Below are 19928 nucleotides of genomic sequence, written 5' to 3' on the forward strand. Positions count from 1 at the left end.
TTTACTCCCGGTTTCTGTATTGTTCCATATATACAAGAAGAACTGAAATATCTGCCGGCGAAACACCTGATATTCTGGAGGCCTGCCCGATTGATACCGGACGGTACTCCTTTAATTTCTGCAGAGCTTCTATTCTTAAACTCTTTATACTATCATAATCAATATTTGCCGGTATTTTTTTATTTTCAAGTTTTTTAAATTGCTCTACCTGCTTCTTTTGCCTGGATATATAACCTTCATATTTTATATTTATGTTAACTTGTTCCCACACTTCTTCTTTCAGATCATTCGGAAATTCCGGACGATCTTTATCAATCTCTTCAAGACATTCATAGGAAAGTTCCGGACGCCTGATTAATTCTGCAAGAGAAATGCCGGAATTAAGAGGAGTGCTATTATATTTTTGCAAGATTTCCTGCACTTTTTTTTCAGTACCAACATGTACTTTTTTTAATCTCTCAATCTCTTCTTCGATCAACTTTTCCTTATAGAGAAGTCTTTGATATCTTTCTTCTGTGATAAGACCTACTTCATATCCCTTTTCAGTCAGCCTTTGATCCGCATTATCCTGTCTTAACAAAAGCCTGTATTCTGCTCTTGAAGTCATCATCCTGTAAGGTTCGTGACTTTCTTTTGTCACCAGATCATCAATTAAAACTCCTATATAAGCTTCTGAACGGTCAAGAACCAGAGGTTCTTTCTCTTGAAGTTTTCTTGCTGCATTAATTCCTGCTATCAGTCCCTGTGCCGCCGCCTCTTCATATCCGGAACTTCCATTAAACTGCCCTCCGCTGAAAAGTCCGTCAATTTTCTTAAATTCCAGTGTAGGCCACAGTTGTCTTGCATCAATACAGTCATACTCAATTGCATATGCATTTCTTACAATTCTTACATTTTCAAGTCCGGGAACTGTACGGTACATGGCATACTGCACATCTTCCGGAAGAGAACTGGACATTCCTCCAATATACATTTCATTTGTTTCCAGTCCTTCCGGCTCAATAAATACCTGGTGCCGGTTCTTATCTGCAAATTTTACAACTTTATCTTCAATAGAAGGACAGTACCTTGGCCCTGTTCCCTCTATCATACCTGAAAACAGCGGAGAACGATCCAGATTCTGCCGAATAATTTCATGCGTCTTTTCATTAGTATAAGTCAGCCAGCAGGAAACCTGTTCCTTTTGTATACTTTCCGGATCTGTAGTAAAAGAGAAAGGAACGATTCTTTCATCACCTGTCTGTTCTTCCATTTTACTGAAATCTACTGTATTCTTGTCTATTCTGGCAGGTGTTCCTGTCTTAAACCTATACATCTTGATTCCAAGCTCTTTTAAGCAGTCCGTAAGATAATTGGCAGCCTGAAGTCCGTTTGGCCCGGTATTCATACTTACATCTCCATAAATACATCTTGACTTCAGATAAGTTCCTGTACACAGAATAACTGCCTGACAGCGATAAATTCCTCCTGAATAAATCTGCACACCAATAACTTTTTTCTTTTTTTCAGCGCCTGGTGTCTCTATATCTTCTGTGAGAATATTTACAACTTCTGTCTGTTTTATTTCCAGATTTTCCTGATTTTCCAAAACCTGACGCATTGTCCTGCTGTAACATGCTTTATCTGCCTGTGCTCTTAAGGAATGTACTGCCGGTCCTTTTGATCTGTTCAGCATTTTTGACTGGATAAATGTCCTGTCTATTACTTTTCCCATTTCTCCTCCAAGAGCATCCACTTCTCTTACAAGATGTCCTTTGGAAGTTCCTCCTATATTTGGATTACAGGGCATCAGTGCAATACTGTCTACACTTACGGTAAAAACAAGAGTTTTAAATCCCAGTCTCGCACATGCCAAAGCTGCCTCACATCCTGCATGACCTGCCCCTATGACAGCTACATCATATTTATCTTTACTTTCCCATACAGAATTTGCTGAAAATTTCATTTACCAAATCCTCTCCTACCATCTCTCCTGTAATACTGCCCAGAGTTTCATAAGCATCCATAAGATCAATTGAATAAAAGTCTTCCGGCATATCATTCTCTATACTTTCTATCACTTTCATCAAACTGTCTTTTGCACGTTCCAAAGCTGTTTTATGACGGATATTTGTAATATAGATTTCATTATTAAATGAAATTTCACCATGATAAAACATCTCTTTCACGATTTCTTCCAGCCGATCTATTCCTTTTTCTTCTTTTGCTGAAATTTCAATTACAGGAATATTTTCAATGTTATACTCCTTACATATTTTTTTGATTTCTTCTTTTGTTACTTTTCTTTCCAGATCTGACTTATTTAAAAGAAGGATTGATTTTTTCCCCTGAATAAATTTCATGATCTCATAATCATTTTCATCTAAATCATTGGAAGAGTCAACTACATAAATAATAAGATCCGCCTCTTTTGCATAATCTTTTGCCTTATCCACTCCTATTTTTTCTACTTTATCGTCTGTATTCCTGATTCCGGCAGTATCAATAATATTCAGGGAAATTCCCTGGAGATTAATCGTTTCCTGAAGAATATCCCTTGTTGTTCCGGCAATTTCGGTTACAATTGCCCTTTCTTCTCCCAGCAGTACATTTAACAGAGAAGATTTTCCTGCATTCGGTTTACCCAGAATAACTGTATTGATCCCTTCCCGTATAATTCTTCCATCGTCTGCAGTTTTTAAAAGAGTTTCTATTTCTTCAATAATTTCTTTTGTTTCCTTTTTTAAAACATTTCCATATCCATCAATACTGATATGTTCAGGATCATCTAAAGCAGACTCTATAAATGCAGTGTGGTAAATAATTTTATTTCTTAAGTCACTTATCTTTTCTTTTACGCTTCCTCGAAGCTGCTTAAGTGAACTTTTTAATGCATAATCATTTTGTGACTGTATGACATCAATGACTGCCTCTGCCTGTGACAAGTCCATCTTTCCATTTAAAAATGCTCTCTTTGTAAATTCTCCTGGCTGTGCCGGTCTGGCTCCATTTCTTATACAGGCTTCCAGAATCTTTTTTACAACATAAACGCCGCCGTGACAGTCTATCTCTACTGTATCTTCTCCGGTAAAAGTATGGGGACCTCTCATCAGCATAACGAGAACTTCATCTATTACTTTTCCCTCTTCTTCAATAAACCCGTAATGAATCGTATGAGTTTTCTGATCAGACAGCCTTTTTCCTTTTTTATTTTTATATATTTTATCGGCAATCGCAAAAGCCTCTTCTCCGCTCATTCTTACGATCCCGATTCCAGACTCTGCCATAGCCGTAGATATCGCTGCAATCGTATGATTATTTTCCATACTCAATCTTCTCCTATATTATTGAAACAAATAAATCTTCCTATTTGAAGAACGAAGTTTCCTATTGAATAAAAAAGCAGGGGTTTTACAACCCCTGCCCCTTTACTTTCTCACTGGTGTTACAACTACGCGGCGATACGGCTCTTCTCCTTCACTGTGTGTTGTTACATGCTTATCCGCCTGCAAAGCAGAGTGGATGATCCTTCTTTCATATGGATTCATCGGTTCAAGTGAAACTGCTTTTCTTGTTCGTTTTACTTTGTGTGCAATATTTCTTGCAAGATTTTCAAGAGTTTCTTTTCTTCTTCTTCTGTAATCTTCTGTATCAAGCTTTACTCTCACATATCCCGCCTGCATCTTATTTGCTACTCTGTTTGTCAAATATTGGAGGGCATCCAGAGTCTGTCCTCTTTTTCCAATGAGGATTCCCATATTATCGCCCTTCATATCAATATTAAGGGCTCCTTCTTCATCAATGGATGATTGAATCTCTACTTCCATTCCCATTGAAGTAAGTACATTCTGAAGAAATTTCTCACATTCTTTGATCGTACCTTCTTCTACCTTGGCAAGTTCAGTTTCTGCTTTCTTAGTATCTTTTTTTATTTCTTTCTTTGTTTCCTTTTTGATTGTTTTTACAGGTTCTTTCTCTTCTTCTACTTCGAGATCAATATTGGACGGAACAGCTTCTTTTACCAGTTCTTCCATGCTTTCTTCCAACAATTCTTCTTCTTTTTCTTTCTCAGGTTTTCTTCTGGCTTTGATTACAGCCTGCTTCATTCCAATCCCTAAAAATCCTGCACTGCCTTTTTCGATAATATCGTACTCTAACTGATCACTTGTTACTCCAAGCTGGATCAAGGCTTCCGTAATTGCATCATCAAGTGTTTTTGCAGATACTGTGATTTCATCCATAGTATGTCCCTCCCTACATTTTCTCAAAAATAACCTGTAAAAGATCATTTCTGAATTTCTTATTTATTTTCGTTATAATTCTTTACAAGATTTGCTTTGGAAGCAAGACTTCCTGCCTTTGCGTTTTTCTTGTTTTCTTCCGCTTTTTTCAGTTTTTCTTCTTTTTCTTTATCACTAATAACTGAAGTCTTTGCTTTTGTCTGGATGCTTCTTGCATTTGTCTGAGCCATGGCATTTATTTTTTCTGCCTTTTCTCCACGTTTTTCACGTTTCTTTTCAGCTTTTTCTTTATTTTTTTCAATCAGTTCTTCCACTGACATTTTCTTCAGATGACTGTTAATGATCACCTGCTGGATACAACGTACTACTGCACTGATGATCCAGTAAATACCAAGACCTGCCGGCAGGGATATAACAAAGAACAATGACATAAGCGGCATCGTGATATTCATTGTTTTCATTGTTCCTGCCATTGGATTATCTTTATCCATTGCCTGTCCTGAAATAGCCTGTGAAAGTCTCATACTTAAATACTGTGTCAGAACAGAAAGGGCAGGAAGTGCAATTGCCGTTACAATGAGAATTACTGATGAAACTCCAAACTGACTGCTTATTTCTGCTCTTTCAGAAAACATCTGCATCGGTGAAAGAGACAGATCCGGAATAGTAAGGAATTTCTGCACATCACCAGCTGCATTTTTGATTGCCGGAACATAACTTTCCATATCATAAACAACAGGATACAATGCAAACAGAAGAACCATCTGGATCGCCATAGTCAGACATCCGCCTGTCATGGATGTTCCATATTTATCATACACCTGCTGCATTTCTTCATTCATTTTCAGCTGTGACGCCTGATCTCTTTTATTCTGATATTTCTTTCTTATTGCTGTCAGCTCAGGATTCATAACGCTTGTCATTTTTGACGTTCTCTGCTGTTTGATCGTGAGCGGCATCATGATCATATAAACAATAATAGTATATAAAATAATTGATAATCCCACCAGACCTACATCTGAAGGAAGAATATTATCTAAGACTGTATAGATAACATTCATGACCTTTCCCAAAAGCCATGCAATCTGTCCGACAATAGGCCAATTTGCTGCTGTCAACACAACACCTTCCATATTTACTTATCCTCCGTTTATGGTCATTCGTTTTACAACCTCTCTTTCCATCATTCTATGGAACCGGGTCGTATCCTCCTTTTGCAAATGGATTACAGCGAAGGATCCTCCATACTGCCAGAAGACCCCCTTTGAGGGCTCCGTATTTTTCCAAAGCTTCTATTGCATACTGCGAACAGGTGGGAAAATAAATACAGGTAGAATATCCTTTCATTCCTGAAAGATATTTTTGATAAAATCTCACAAGACCTATCAAAAACTTTTTCATCTCTTTCACTCCATTTACTGAATCTATATTACCCTCTCTTATTTTCTAGGAGGGTACCATTTTATGAAGACGGGAAAGATGCAGGAGGGCACTCTCGATTTCCTTAAAGCTTTTCCCTTTCGATCCTGCTCTTGCTATAACTACAATGTCCTTTCCCCTTAGAAACATATCTTCATTCAAACGGTAACTTTCACGTATCAATCTTGTTAAACGATGTCTTACTATACTGTTGCCAACTTTCTTACTCACTGAAATTCCAATTCTGTTTTTTTCCGTACAATTATCAATAACATACATAACCAGATATCTGTTGGCATTTGATCTTCCATTTTTATAAACGTACTGAAAATCTTTATTCTTCTTTAATGATTCGGAAAAATTCATATTATGATCCCTTTTTTTAGCTGGGAAGTCCAAAAACTTTCCTTATAAAATTAAGAAGAGAAGAAAAGGCCACAAATATGCGGCCTACGCTGATAATCTCTTTCTTCCTTTTGCTCTTCTTGCAGCAAGAACTTTTCTTCCGCCTGCTGTGCTCATTCTTGATCTAAAACCATGAACCTTAGCTCTTTGTCTCTTTTTTGGCTGGAATGTCATTTTCATTGATATCCACCTCCCTTATATTTTACACAGGAATACTCCCGCTTATTTCTAAAAGACATCGTTTTGATTATATGCAAAAAAGCCCCGCAAGTCAAGCAAAACCGACGATTTTGAAAAATTTATATATATAAATAGGAAGTAAAGTTATCAACAATTTGTGGATATCTTTTAATTTTTTTGTGGATAATATGTTAATTTTGATTTTTTTTATCTTCCAAATCCTTTATTTTACACAGATTTGATTTTCAAAAAGTTATCCACAAGCTTTTTTCATTGCTTAAATATCCGTTTTGATGTAGAATATAAGGGAGTGGTTTTTGTTATAAAATGCCTGAAATGCAGATAGATTAGGAGTTAATTGTAATGAACATCGTAGAAGAAAAATGGCAGGAAATCATTGAACATTTAAGGATTGAACATGAATTATCCAATGTTTCCTTTAATACCTGGATAAAACCTCTGAGGGTTTATAAAGTAGTAGACAACACGATATTTATTCTTGTCAATATGAATGCCAGCGTCGAATATATTGATAAAAAGTACAGACTTCCTCTTACCGTTTCTATTGCAGAAATTACGGAAAAAGAATACGAGGTGGTATTCATTTCTGAGGACGATGATCAATTAGAGGAAATTATGGAGATGGCCTCCAAAACTTCTGAAAAGAAGAAAACAAAATCAGCTGCACAAAAGGCAGGTCTGAATCCGAAATATACTTTTGATACTTTCGTTGTAGGTGGAAACAACAGCTTTGCACATGCTGCTTCTCTTGCGGTAGCGGAATCTCCCGGTGAAGTTTACAATCCCCTTTTCCTTTACGGAGGTGTAGGACTTGGGAAGACTCATCTGATGCATTCCGTTGCTCATTTTATTTTGGAAAAAAATCCAAAGAAAAAAGTTCTGTATGTGACGAGCGAAACTTTCACCAATGAACTGATCCACGCACTGAAAAATCCAAAGGAAACTTCTATGGCGGATTTTCGTGATAAGTATAGAAATAATGACGTTCTGCTTATTGATGATATTCAGTTTATTATTGGAAAAGAAAGTACCCAGGAAGAATTTTTCCACACTTTCAACCATTTACATACAGCCGGGAAACAGATCATTATTTCCAGTGACCGTCCTCCCAAGGATATTGAAACGCTGGAGGCAAGACTTCGTACCCGGTTTGAATGGGGGCTGATTGCCGATATATCTACTCCTGATTATGAGACAAGAATGGCAATCCTTCAGAAAAAGATTGAAATGGATTCCTTACAGAAGTATAACATTCCGGCCGATGTTCTGGAGTATATTGCATCAAATGTAAAAACAAATATACGTGAACTGGAAGGATCTCTTAATAAACTGATTGCGCTTTACAAACTGGAAAATAATCAGCGGGAAATTGATATCACTCTTGCAGCAGAAGCTCTCAAGGATATCATTTCTTCCAAAAATCAGCGGGAAGTAACGCCGGAACTTATTCTTGATACCGTATCTGAACATTTCGGCATATCAATAGATGATTTAAAAAGCAATAAAAGAAATGCTGAAATTGCTGTTCCAAGGCAGATTTTCATGTATCTTTGCAGAAGCATGACAGATACATCATTGAAAGTTATCGGTATTATTCTTGGAGGAAAAGATCATTCCACCATCAATCATGGCGTAAATAAAATAAAATCTGAAATAGAAGAAAATGAAACACTTAACAATACAATAGATATCATTAAAAAGAAGATCAATCCTTTATAAAGGCTTGAATCTTTCGTGGAAAGCTTGTTTATAACTATGTGGACAAGCTGGGGATTAACATTTTGATTTCTTTTTTGTCTGTAACATGAACAGAGTTTTCCAAATCAGTTCCACATGGAAATAAAATGGTTTCCACATACTTTTTAAAGTGACAAATCCCTGAATACAAAGCCTTAGAGGGGTTTTCCACCTTATCAAAAGCCCTACTAAGAATAAGACGAAATTATAATATATATTTTTATTTACTTCGCGTGTGAAAGGAGTTATACACAGCTATGAAAATCATATGCAATAAATCAAATCTCGTAAAAGGAGTCAGTATTGTATCTAAAGCAGTTCCTTCTAAAACAACGATGCCTATTCTGGAATGTATCCTTATCGATGCCACTATGGATATCATAAGACTTACAGCCAACGATATGGAACTTGGTATTCAGACAGAGATAGAAGGAGAAATTATAGAACATGGCATGATTGCCATTGATGCAAAAATCTTTTCAGAGATTGTAAGAAAGCTTCCTGATAATGAAATTGTGATTGAGACAGATAACAATCTTCAGATGACAATTACCTGTGAGAAAGCTAAATTTGATATTTCCGGTAAATCAGGAGATGACTTTTCTTATCTTCCTATTATCGAAAAAAATGAGACTGTTACAATTTCACAGTTTACATTAAAAGAAGTGATCAGACAGACCATTTTTTCTATTGCTGATAATGAAAGCAATAAACTGATGACAGGAGAATTGTTTGAAATACAGAATGGAATTTTAAGAGTGGTATCTTTGGACGGCCATCGTATTTCTATTCGTAAAATTGAATTAAAAGAGCCTTGCGAAGACAGAAAGATTGTTGTTCCCGGAAAAACATTAATCGAGATCAGTAAGATTCTTTCCGGTGAAGCTGAAAGTGAAGTATGTATGTACTTTACAAATAATCATATTGTATTTGAGTTTGATAATACTATTGTTGTTTCCAGACTGATCGAAGGAGAATACTTCAAGATCGATCAGATGCTTTCCAGTGATTATGAAACAAAGGTAAGGATCAATAAAAGAGAGCTTTTGAATTGTATTGACAGAGCTACTCTTCTTGTAAAAGAAGGGGATAAAAAACCAATTATTATTAATATTGGTGACGAAGTTATGGAACTTCGGATCAAATCACAGCTGGGCTCTATGAATGAAGATATTATGATTCATAAAGAAGGAAAGGATCTTATGATCGGATTTAATCCTAAATTTTTGATCGATGCTTTAAGAGTAATCGATGATGAGGAAGTGGATCTTTATCTTATGAATGCAAAGGCGCCATGTTTTATTAAGGATGAAGCAGAAAATTATATTTATCTGATTCTTCCTGTAAATTTTAATGCGATTTAAGGGAAGAGGAGAATAAAAAATGCAGTCTGTACATTTAAGGGATGAATTTATCAAGCTGGGACAGGCGCTTAAGGCGGCCGGGCTTGTAGAATCCGGTGTAGAAGCAAAAGAAGTGATCCAGGACGGCCTTGTTAAGGTAAATGGTGAAACCGATACAAGACGGGGCAGAAAGCTGTATGCCGGAGATATTGTTACTTATAACGGGGAAGAGATAAAAATTGAAGATTAAATCTTTGAAACTCAAGAATTTCAGAAATTATGATATTCTGAATCTGGATTTTGATGATTCTACTAATATTTTTTATGGAAATAATGCCCAGGGAAAAACAAATATACTGGAATCTGTCTACCTGTGCGGGACAACAAAATCCCACAGAGGTACAAAAGACAGAGACATGATTCTTTTCGGACAGGATGAAGCGCATATTGAAGCATTTATCGAAAAAAGAGGAATTATTTATCAAATTGATATTCATCTGAAAAAGAACAGTCCAAAGGGAATTGCCATAAATAAAATGCCTATCAAAAAAGCCAGCGAATTGTTTGGTATTGTAAATATTGTTTTTTTCTCACCGGAAGATTTAAATATTATAAAAAACGGTCCTTCAGAGAGAAGAAGATTTATCGATCTGGAGCTTTCACAGCTTGACAAAGTATATCTTAGTAATTTATCTAATTATAACCGTATTATAAACCAGAGAAATCATTTGCTGAAAGATATAGTAAGACAGGAACATACAGAAAAAGGCCTTCTGGATACATTGGATATATGGGATATCCAGCTTGCAGAATATGGCGAAAAATTAATAGAAACAAGAAATAAATTTATTAACCAAGTTAATGAAATTATTTCAGATATTCACTGTAGATTAACCGGAAATACAGAAAAAATAGAGGTTTCATATGAGCCTGATACAGGAGAAATGTCTCTTTTGGATTCGTTGAAAAAATACAGGGAAAGAGATATGCGTATGAAAAGTACCACATGCGGTCCCCACAGAGATGATATATGTTTTGTAACAAACGGAATAGATATACGTAAATTTGGATCGCAGGGACAGCAAAGGACGGCAGCTCTTTCTTTGAAGCTTTCAGAGATTGAACTGGTAAAAATGTCTGTAAAGGATACCCCTGTACTCCTTCTTGATGATGTTTTGTCTGAACTGGATAAATACAGGCAAAACTATTTATTAGAAAGTATACATGATATTCAGACTTTGATTACATGTACAGGAGTAGATGAATTTGTAAATAAGCGTTTTTCTGTTAATAAAGTATTTCATGTCCATCAGGGGCATGTGACAATGGAGAACTAGGAGGATATTATGAGTACAGAAAAGGTACAGCATGAGTATGGTGCAGATGAAATTCAGATATTGGAAGGACTTGAGGCTGTAAGAAAAAGGCCCGGTATGTATATCGGAAGCACATCTGCAAGAGGATTGCATCATCTTGTCTATGAGATTGTTGATAATTCCGTAGATGAAGCATTGGCAGGATTCTGTGACAGTATTTATGTGGAAATCAATAAAGATAATTCCATTACAGTAACTGACAATGGGCGGGGGATTCCGGTTGGAATTAATCATAAGGCAGGCATTCCGGCTGTAGAAGTTGTCTTTACTGTACTTCATGCCGGCGGAAAATTCGGAGGCGGAGGATATAAAGTATCCGGAGGACTTCACGGAGTAGGGGCTTCTGTTGTAAATGCTCTTTCCAATTGGCTGGAAGTGGAAATCTGTAATGAAGGAAAAATTTATAAACAGCGTTATGAAAGAGGAAAAGTTATCAATAAACTGGAAGTGATCGGGGAATGCGATCCCGATAAGACAGGAACAAAGGTAACTTTTATGCCGGATGATACTATATTTGAGGAAACTGTTTTTGAATATGATGTGCTTAAAAGAAGGCTTCGGGAAATGGCGTTTCTTACCAGAGGCCTGAAAATTGTGTTGACAGATCACAGACCAGAGGACGGGGATGTGGAAAAGTCCTTTCATTATGAGGGGGGAATCAAAGAATTTGTAACGTATTTGAACAGAAGCAGCACTCCGCTTTATGAGGATGTTATTTACTGTGAAGGAATGGTAAATAACGTGCAGGTGGAAGTTGCAATGCAGCATAACGATTCCTACACAGATAATACGTATGGATTTGTTAATAACATTACAACTCCTGAAGGCGGAACACATATTGTAGGTTTTAGAAATGCGCTTACAAAGACCTTTAATGATTATGCAAGAAAAAATAAACTTTTAAAAGACAGCGAGCCAAACCTTTCAGGAGAAGATATAAGAGAAGGCCTGACAGCTATTGTCAGTGTAAAAATTGAAGAGCCTCAGTTTGAAGGACAGACAAAACAAAAGCTTGGAAACAGCGAGGCAAGAGGAGCTGTGGATAATGTAGTGAGCAGGCAGCTGGAAATCTATCTGGAACAGAATCCATCGATTGCCAAAACCACTATAGAAAAATCGGTTCTTGCCCAAAGAGCAAGAGAAGCAGCAAGAAAGGCAAGAGATCTGACAAGAAGAAAATCTGCTCTGGATGGAATGTCCCTTCCGGGAAAACTGGCAGATTGTTCAGATAAGGATCCTGCAAACTGCGAAATTTATATTGTAGAGGGAGATTCCGCGGGAGGATCTGCCAAAACGGCAAGAGACAGGGCAACACAGGCTATCCTTCCTCTTCGAGGAAAGATATTGAATGTGGAAAAAGCCCGTCTGGATAAGATTTATGCCAATGCGGAGATAAAAGCAATGATCACTGCATTTGGAACAGGTATCCATGATGATTTTGATATTTCAAAACTTCGTTATCATAAGATCATTATTATGACAGATGCCGATGTGGACGGAGCACATATCAGTACGCTGCTTTTGACATTTATGTACAGATTTATGCCTGAGCTTATAAAGCAGGGATATGTATATCTTGCAAAACCTCCTCTCTTTAAGCTGGAAAAAAATAAAAAGATCTGGTATGCCTACGATGAAAAAGAATTAGACAAGATTCTTCAGGAAGTAGGAAGAGATTCAAATAATAAGATTCAGCGCTACAAAGGACTTGGAGAAATGGATGCTGAGCAGCTCTGGGAGACAACCATGGATCCGGAACACCGCATTTTGGAAAAAGTGGTGATGGATGATGAGACAACATCAGAGCTGGATCTGACCTTTACAACCCTGATGGGGGATAAGGTAGAACCAAGACGTGAATTTATTGAGGAAAACGCAAAATATGTTCAGAATCTGGATATATAATTTGAATGCCTGATAAGCAGACAGAAAGGTAGAAAAGAATGGAAGATAACATTTTTGATAAAGTCCAGGAAGTAGACCTGAAAAAAACAATGGAGAAATCCTATATTGATTACGCCATGAGCGTTATTGCTTCCAGAGCGCTTCCGGATGTAAGAGACGGATTAAAGCCGGTGCAAAGAAGAATCCTTTATTCTATGATCGAGCTGAACAACGGGCCGGATAAACCACACAGAAAATGTGCCCGTATCGTCGGTGATACCATGGGTAAGTATCATCCTCACGGAGACAGTTCTATCTATGGAGCCCTTGTCAATATGGCGCAGGAGTGGTCAACCAGATATCCTCTTGTTGACGGTCACGGAAATTTCGGAAGCGTGGACGGAGACGGCGCGGCTGCCATGCGTTATACAGAGGCAAGGTTAAGTAAAATATCAATGGAGCTGACTGCAGATATCAATAAAGATACCGTTGATTTTGCACCAAACTTTGATGAAACGGAAAAGGAACCTGTTGTACTTCCGTCAAGATTTCCAAATCTCTTAGTAAATGGTACTTCCGGTATTGCAGTCGGAATGGCAACAAATATTCCGCCTCACAATTTAAGAGAAGTTATTGACGCTGTTGTGAAGATCATAGATGATCAGATTGAGGACAAGGGCGTTACTACAATGGAAGATATATTGAATATCATAAAAGGACCTGACTTTCCGACAGGAGCCACTATTCTCGGAACAAAGGGAATTGAAGAGGCGTACCGGACAGGGCGCGGCAAGATCAGGGTTCGTGCAGTGACAGATATAGAGACTCTTCCAAATGGAAAAAGCCGGATTATTGTTACGGAACTTCCTTACATGGTAAATAAGGCAAGACTGATTGAGAAGATTGCCGAACTTGTCAGAGATAAAAAGATTGACGGAATCACAGAATTAAGTGATCAGTCCAGCAGGGAAGGGATGAGGGTATGTATTGAACTAAGAAGAGATGCCAATGCAAATGTCATTCTGAACCAGCTTTACAAACATACACAGCTTCAGGATACTTTCGGAGTCATTATGCTTGCTCTGGTAAATAATGAGCCGAAAGTAATGAATCTTCTTGATATGCTGAATCATTATCTGGCTCACCAAGAAGAGGTTGTAACAAGAAGAACAAAATATGAGCTGAATAAGGCAGAAGAAAGAGCTCATATTTTAAAAGGTCTGCTTATTGCTCTGGATCATATTGATGAAGTGATCAGTATCATCCGTGGTTCTGAGACTGTGCAGATTGCTAAGGCAGAACTTATTAAACGGTTTGATCTTTCAGACGCGCAGGCACAGGCAATTGTAGATATGCGTCTTCGTGCTCTGACAGGTCTGGAAAGAGAAAAACTGGAAAAAGAATATAATGAGCTGATGGAGCAGATCAAGGAATTAAAAGCTATTTTAGCAGACCGGAAAATTCTTCTTGGAGTGATCCGTAAAGAAATTCTTGTGATCCGCGATAAATACGGCGATGACAGAAAAACAAAGATCGGTTTTGATGTATATGATATTTCTATGGAAGATCTGATTCCAAAAGAAAATGTGGTTATCACAATGACAAAACTTGGCTATATCAAGAGAATGTCAGAAGATACCTTTAAAGCTCAGAACAGGGGCGGAAAAGGAATCAAAGGAATGCAGACAATTGATGCGGATTATGTAGAAGAATTGTTCATGACAAATACACATCACTACATTATGTTCTTTACAAATGCAGGACGTGTATACCGACTGAAAGGATATGAGATTCCGGAGGCCGGAAGGACAGCCAGAGGAACAGCGATCATCAATCTTCTTCAGCTTATGTCGGAGGAAAAAATTACAGCAGTTATTCCGATTGATGAATATCGGGATGGAGAATATCTGTTCATGGCAACCAGAAAAGGACTTGTAAAGAAAACGCCTCTGAAAGAATATGCCAATGTAAGAAAGACAGGGCTTGCAGCCATTACACTTCGGGAAGATGATGAACTGATAGAAGTAAAATATACGGATAATGACAGGGATGTTCTTCTTGCTACAAAATACGGACAGTGTATTCGTTTCAGCGAGAAGGATGTAAGACCTACCGGACGTACTTCTATGGGCGTCAGAGGAATGAATCTGACAGATCATGATGAAATTATCGGAATGCAGCTTGATTCCCAGGGAACACACCTTCTGATCGTATCAGAAAGAGGAATGGGAAAACGTACTTCTATGGATGAATTTACTACCCAGAACAGAGGCGGAAAAGGTGTGAAATGCTACAAGATCACCGAAAAGACAGGAAATGTTGTCGGCATTAAGGCAGTAAATGAAGAAAACGAGATTATGATCATCAATACAGAAGGAATTGTGATCCGGATGGAATGCGCAAGTATATCTATACTTGGAAGAATTACCTCCGGAGTGAAACTTATTAATTTACAGAAAAATGATAAAGTTGCAAGCATCGCGAAAGTGAGAAAAGGCGATGAAGATGATAATGACTCGGAAGAGGAGACAAAAGAGCAGTAAAATATTGATGTAATCAATAAAAAGAAATAAAAGCACCCTGCAATTGATACGCTATTTAATGGCTGTTCACTTGCAGGGTGCTTTTTCTTTTACTTATCTTTTTTACTTATTGTAAAATCTGCTGTGTTCAAATTCCCGGATAATGATCTGGGCAGTTTTTTCAACAGCGGCAATTACAAATTTAGTACATTGAGCTTTTCTCTCCGGAGAATCTTTTTCCATACCTCTTGTCAGAACACGGCAGCAGGTTCCGCCGCATGTTTCCTTGAAAAAGTCATGCATTTCATTGCATAGCTGGAAGCAGAAACCATTGCTGGGATCACCGGGCTTAGTCCGTCCAAAAAAGTAGCCAATGCACATAGTTGAACCTGCAAGAGCGCCGCAGATGCAGCCTCCTCCGCCAAGTCCCCATGGAAATCCGGTGCTCATGGCAAGAGCGTCATCAGGCATATCCAATTCAAAATTTTTTTTAATCGCATAAATTACAGATTCTGAACAGGTGAAACCAGAATGGAAAATATCTACAGCATCCTGTTTCAGGTGTTCCATGTCAATAGATGTAGTCATAGAAAAAACCTCCTTTTGTAGATAAGATAATTATAAAATGACCCGGGGTATAATGCAATTGGGGACGTAACATTTTTTAAGTTTACTACGTGTCAGATTGCATTATACCCCGGGTATTTTTGTAATTTTATACACAATTTTATATAATAACATGTCATTCATTCGATTATGGAATGAATCTGCACAGAAAAGGAATTGATTCAAAAAGGAAAATTAAATAAAATAGAAAAAGAAAATAGTAATGAAAATAAGGAGGGAACAGGAGTGGAACATAGAGAGAATGATTATAAAGTAAATGATTTAAGAAGTGCTATTGATTTATTAAGAAGCCTGCCGGGACAGCTGATAGAAACAGATACGGAAGTGGAGCCGATGGCGGAATTGTCCGGCGTATATAGACATGTAGGAGCAGGAGGAACGGTGATGCGCCCTACAAAAGAAGGACCTGCCATGATTTTTAATAATATAAAAGGACATCCCGGGGCAAGAGTTGCAATTGGACTTCTGGCAAGCAGAAAGAGGGTGGCAGCTCTTCTTGGCGGAAAACCTGAAGATCTGGGAAAAATGCTTTATCGTAGTGTGGATCATCCGATTCCGCCTGTTGTTACAAAGGAACCGGCTCCATGCCAGCAGGTCGTACACTGTGCGGATGAAGAGGATTTTGATCTCTATAAGCTTGTTCCGGCGCCTACCAATACGCCGGATGATGCAGGTCCCTATATTACAATGGGAATGTGCTATGCCACACATCCGGATACAGGACTAAGTGATGTGACGATCCACAGGCTCTGCATCCAGGGAAAAGATGAGCTTTCTATTTTCTTTACGCCGGGAGTAAGACATATCGGAGCTATGGCAGAAAGAGCAGAACAGCTGGGGCAGAAACTGCCGATTTCCATCAGTATTGGTGTAGACCCGGCAATAGAGATCGGTTCCTGCTTTGAGCCGCCTACTACTCCTCTTGGTTATGACGAACTTGCAGTTGCAGGTGCTCTCCGCGGAAAACCGGTAGAGCTGTGCAAATGTCTTACAGTTAATGAGCGGGCTATTGCAAATGCAGAATATGTAATAGAAGGAGAAGTGATTCCGGGCGTAAGGGTACAGGAAGATCAAAACAGCCATACCGGATATGCAATGCCTGAATTTCCAGGATATACAGGACCTGCAAGTTCCAATTGCTGGCTGATTAAAGTAAAAGCTGTGACTCATAGAGAAAATCCTATCATGCAGACTTGCATCGGACCAAGTGAAGAACATGTATCTATGGCAGGAATCCCCACAGAAGCCAGTATTTATGGAATGGTGGAAAAGGCAATGCCGGGAAGGCTGAAAAATGTATACTGTGCTTCCGCAGGAGGCGGAAAATATATGGCGGTCCTTCAGTTTCAGAAGAAGGAAGCAAGCGATGAAGGGCGGCAGAGACAAGCAGCGCTTCTTGCATTTTCTGCTTTCAGTGAACTGAAGCATGTGTTTCTTGTGGATGATGATGTGGACTGCTTTGATATGAACGATGTATTGTGGGCAATGAATACACGGTTCCAGGGAGATGCGGATATTATCACAATTCCAGGCGTCCGCTGTCATCCGCTGGATCCATCCAATGATCCGTCTTGTTCCGTAAGTATCAGGGATCATGGGATTGCGTGCAAGACTATTTTCGACTGTACTGTTCCATTTGACCAGAAAGACAGATTTAAAAGAGCAAGATTTATGGATGTAGATCCTGAAAAATGGACAAAAAACAAAAAATAAGAGGAAGAAAATGAAGGAAAAAAGAATCGAAAAAGAACTTTCTTTTTCAAAATTAATAATAAAGTTTACAAAGATAGGAAATGATTATCATATTATTCTCGAGGGAGGAAACAGACCTCACATAGGATGTACTGTTTTGGCAATTCCCCGTCCTTCTTTGAAGGAGGATGGAAGCATAAGCAGTACAGCTTCTGTTATTAATGTAACCGGTCATAAGGATGAATTTCTCTGCAGATATCTTGCAGAAAATTTTGCTGCCAGGGAAAATGCAGTAACAGTATGCACAGGCGGATTCCACACGGATCATATTACGAAAGAGCAGATTGAAGAAGTAAAAGAAGCAGTTTTTACAGTTTGCGAAGAATGGAAGGAAGAATAAAAAGAAGAAGAAAAAAGGAGCAGGCGGTCCGGTCGCCTGCTTTGCATTTAGAGGATGGTTTACTTTATTAAGAGAATCAGATTTCTGCCCGCCGCATTACCAGATAGCTGAAAGTATTGATAACAAAAATGCAAATAGCTAATGTCAGCATTCCAATAAACGGATTGCCGCTGGAAATACCTAAAGCCATAAGGCAGAAGGAGAAAAGCGCCGCAAAAATATCGGGAAAGCATACCGTAATAACGGGGATTCCGCCAACAACAAGCAGAGGCAGACCTACAGCGATCAATACTTTTCCAGGCTTGGCAGATCGGTAAAATAAAATGGCGATCAAATATCCAGCGGAGAAGAATATAAGCATGATAAGAAAGGTAATAATAAGATCCACGAAAGTTTTTATTATTGGATTTGCTTCATACATAAAATTAAAATACAAACTGGAAGAAAGAGTCATATAACGTACATTATTTACCGAAATAATATCTATGATATATAGAAACAAAGTATCCATAATGGACATGATCAGGCTAAGGATAGAAATAGTAAGTAATCCTCCCAGGAAAATCTTTTTTCTTGATACTCCGTTTTGCATGAACAGACAAAAATATTCACGGAACAGACAAAGACCTACAATGAGACAGAAAAACTCAGAGGAAAAGCCAATTCCGCCTGTATTTTTGTCTCCGGCAATGTTCATTCCCACAACAGCGATAGCGAGAATAAGAGCAATTACGATATAGTAAATAATTAATGCTTTGGAAAGATCAAGGCATTGATATTTTAAAATTTTTTTCATATAAAAACACTCCTTTCGATAACAGCCAATTTATATACTTGTAAGATGGATAAAGAGTTTCTGCAGATCCATAGGAGACTTTTCCAGTCCTTCAGGAAGGTGCTTATCAGACTTTCCAAGGATATATGCCGATTTCAGACCGCCAATGACATCTGCTCCCAGAACCTCTGTATATTTAGGAAGAGAAGATAAATAACTATCTACTTGTGAAATAGTTCCGGAGACAGTGTAACTGTTGGCTAAAAGGTTATCGCGGGATTCATTTTTAAGAATTTCTCCTTTTTTTATAATAATTACTTCTTCTATGACATTTGCTACTTCTTCGATAAGATGAGTAGAAATTACTGCTGTAAATGGCTCTTCACTATATTTTTCAATCAAAATTTTATAAAATAAATCCCTATGGTATGCATCCAGCCCGAGAACAGGTTCATCAAAGAAAACATAAGGAACATTTACGGATAAAGCCAGAATATTTCTAAAAATAGATTGATATCCTGTAGATAGGCTTTTTATTTTCTTCTTTATATTTAATTCAAACATTTCAGAAAGTTTCAAAGCATATGCTTCATCAAAAGAAGGATAAAAATCTTTTGATATTTTGAAGGCATCTTTTACTTTCATACTTTCAGGATACAGATTTTTCTCATTGATCAGAAAAATTTTTCTTAAGGCGTCATCGTTTTCAACAGATGGGACACCATCCACAGTTACATACCCTTCATCGGGATATTTGCGGTTACTGATAATATTAAGAAGCGTAGATTTTCCGGCTCCGTTGCGACCAAGAAGGCCGTATATTTTACCCTCCTCAAATGTGAGATTTATCTGGTGCAAAGCCCTGGTATCCTTAAAAGATCTGGATATATTCTTTACCTCGATTCCTTTCATTGTGAAAACCCCCTTTCAATCATTGCAATAATATCGTCACTGGTAATTCCCAGCCTTTTGGCTTCTTCGATCAGGCTGCTGATATAATTTGTATAAAACTGATCTTGTCTTTTTTGTCTTAGCTTCTGAACGGCACCATCGGAAACAAACATTCCAACACCCCTTTTCTTAAAAATAATATTTTCATCTACAAGAAGATTAATTCCCTTTAAAGCTGTGGCAGGATTAATTTTATAATTTACTGAAAATTCCGTAATAGATGGAATCTGGCTCCCCTCTGGAAAAGCCCCGGTCAGGATACCATCTTCGATCCCTTCGGCAATCTGTAGAAAAATAGGTTTTTCCTGGTCAAGATTAAATTTCATTCCATAGTTTCCTCCTTTCCCAAAAGTTCTCTTCATACTTTATGTCCATG

General features: G+C 37.9%; 19 protein-coding genes. 8 read left to right on the top strand and 11 right to left on the bottom strand.

Annotation, left to right across the window (positions count from 1 at the left end):
- Position 1: 1 nt before the first annotated feature.
- The 7 genes from mnmG to rpmH form a co-directional block, all read right to left on the bottom strand.
- Positions 2-1945, bottom strand: coding sequence for a tRNA uridine-5-carboxymethylaminomethyl(34) synthesis enzyme MnmG (gene mnmG / locus EUBC25_RS07060; RefSeq protein ID WP_230107457.1), 1944 nt, complete (start codon positions 1943-1945; stop codon positions 2-4).
- Entirely contained in the window at positions 1911-3305 is a 1395-nt protein-coding gene (mnmE, locus tag EUBC25_RS07065) for a tRNA uridine-5-carboxymethylaminomethyl(34) synthesis GTPase MnmE (protein ID WP_230107458.1), read from the bottom strand. The genes mnmG and mnmE overlap by 35 nt, the downstream gene beginning before the upstream one ends.
- A 102-nt stretch (positions 3306-3407) precedes the next feature.
- A complete protein-coding gene (jag, locus tag EUBC25_RS07070) occupies positions 3408-4220 on the bottom strand; it encodes an RNA-binding cell elongation regulator Jag/EloR (protein ID WP_230107459.1) in 813 nt (270 codons plus the stop codon).
- A gap of 59 nt (positions 4221-4279) precedes the next feature.
- Entirely contained in the window at positions 4280-5353 is a 1074-nt protein-coding gene (locus tag EUBC25_RS07075) for a YidC/Oxa1 family membrane protein insertase (RefSeq protein WP_230107460.1), read from the bottom strand.
- Positions 5354-5408: 55 nt separating this feature from the next.
- On the bottom strand, positions 5409-5621 hold the full coding sequence (gene yidD / locus EUBC25_RS07080; RefSeq protein WP_230107461.1) for a membrane protein insertion efficiency factor YidD: 213 nt from the start codon (positions 5619-5621) through the stop codon (positions 5409-5411).
- A gap of 45 nt (positions 5622-5666) precedes the next feature.
- On the bottom strand, positions 5667-6005 hold the full coding sequence (rnpA, locus tag EUBC25_RS07085) for a ribonuclease P protein component (RefSeq protein ID WP_230107462.1): 339 nt from the start codon (positions 6003-6005) through the stop codon (positions 5667-5669).
- A gap of 84 nt (positions 6006-6089) precedes the next feature.
- Positions 6090-6224 carry a 50S ribosomal protein L34 gene (gene rpmH / locus EUBC25_RS07090; protein WP_101695292.1) on the bottom strand — a complete coding sequence of 45 codons (135 nt, stop codon included), beginning with the start codon at positions 6222-6224 and terminating at the stop codon, positions 6090-6092.
- Between the two features lie 363 nt (positions 6225-6587).
- On the opposite strand from rpmH, the gene dnaA reads away from it, so the two are divergent.
- From dnaA to gyrA, 6 genes are all read left to right on the top strand, one after another.
- Positions 6588-7964, top strand: coding sequence for a chromosomal replication initiator protein DnaA (dnaA, locus tag EUBC25_RS07095; RefSeq protein WP_230107463.1), 1377 nt, complete (start codon positions 6588-6590; stop codon positions 7962-7964).
- Positions 7965-8239: 275 nt separating this feature from the next.
- Entirely contained in the window at positions 8240-9346 is a 1107-nt protein-coding gene (gene dnaN / locus EUBC25_RS07100; RefSeq protein WP_230107464.1) for a DNA polymerase III subunit beta, read from the top strand.
- A 19-nt stretch (positions 9347-9365) separates the two neighbouring features.
- Positions 9366-9575 (top strand): RNA-binding S4 domain-containing protein, encoded by a 210-nt coding sequence (locus EUBC25_RS07105; RefSeq protein ID WP_230107465.1) that lies wholly within the window; start codon positions 9366-9368, stop codon positions 9573-9575.
- Complete coding sequence (recF, locus tag EUBC25_RS07110) at positions 9565-10662, top strand: DNA replication/repair protein RecF (RefSeq protein WP_230107466.1); 1098 nt, start codon at positions 9565-9567, stop codon at positions 10660-10662. Before EUBC25_RS07105 ends, recF begins: the two co-directional genes overlap by 11 nt.
- Positions 10663-10671: 9 nt before the next feature.
- Positions 10672-12606 carry a DNA topoisomerase (ATP-hydrolyzing) subunit B gene (gene gyrB, locus EUBC25_RS07115; protein ID WP_230107467.1) on the top strand — a complete coding sequence of 645 codons (1935 nt, stop codon included), beginning with the start codon at positions 10672-10674 and terminating at the stop codon, positions 12604-12606.
- A 38-nt stretch (positions 12607-12644) separates the two neighbouring features.
- Complete coding sequence (gene gyrA, locus EUBC25_RS07120; RefSeq protein ID WP_230107468.1) at positions 12645-15128, top strand: DNA gyrase subunit A; 2484 nt, start codon at positions 12645-12647, stop codon at positions 15126-15128.
- 102 nt (positions 15129-15230) lie between these two features.
- Here gyrA and EUBC25_RS07125 read toward each other — a convergent pair whose 3' ends face one another.
- On the bottom strand, positions 15231-15695 hold the full coding sequence (locus tag EUBC25_RS07125) for a C-GCAxxG-C-C family protein (RefSeq protein ID WP_230107469.1): 465 nt from the start codon (positions 15693-15695) through the stop codon (positions 15231-15233).
- Positions 15696-16067: 372 nt separating this feature from the next.
- Here EUBC25_RS07125 and EUBC25_RS07130 point away from each other — a divergent pair, with 372 nt between their 5' ends.
- On the top strand, positions 16068-17447 hold the full coding sequence (locus tag EUBC25_RS07130; protein WP_465220974.1) for a UbiD family decarboxylase: 1380 nt from the start codon (positions 16068-16070) through the stop codon (positions 17445-17447).
- A 10-nt stretch (positions 17448-17457) separates the two neighbouring features.
- Complete coding sequence (gene lpdD / locus EUBC25_RS07135) at positions 17458-17826, top strand: prenylated flavin chaperone LpdD (protein ID WP_230107471.1); 369 nt, start codon at positions 17458-17460, stop codon at positions 17824-17826.
- 76 nt (positions 17827-17902) lie between these two features.
- Here the strand turns inward: lpdD and EUBC25_RS07140 are convergent, their stop codons facing one another.
- Genes EUBC25_RS07140 through EUBC25_RS07150 form a run of 3 tightly spaced genes read right to left on the bottom strand, consistent with a single transcriptional unit; the run spans position 17903 to position 19878 of the window.
- Positions 17903-18622: a hypothetical protein gene (locus tag EUBC25_RS07140; RefSeq protein WP_230107472.1), complete on the bottom strand. Its 720-nt coding sequence runs from the start codon at positions 18620-18622 to the stop codon at positions 17903-17905.
- A gap of 30 nt (positions 18623-18652) precedes the next feature.
- Complete coding sequence (locus EUBC25_RS07145) at positions 18653-19513, bottom strand: ATP-binding cassette domain-containing protein (RefSeq protein WP_230107473.1); 861 nt, start codon at positions 19511-19513, stop codon at positions 18653-18655.
- Positions 19510-19878 (bottom strand): GntR family transcriptional regulator, encoded by a 369-nt coding sequence (locus EUBC25_RS07150; RefSeq protein WP_230107474.1) that lies wholly within the window; start codon positions 19876-19878, stop codon positions 19510-19512. Before EUBC25_RS07150 ends, EUBC25_RS07145 begins: the two co-directional genes overlap by 4 nt.
- Positions 19879-19928 lie beyond the last annotated feature (50 nt).

Source organism: Claveliimonas bilis, assembly GCF_020892095.1.
Classification (GTDB): Bacteria; Bacillota; Clostridia; order Lachnospirales; family Lachnospiraceae; genus Claveliimonas; species Claveliimonas bilis.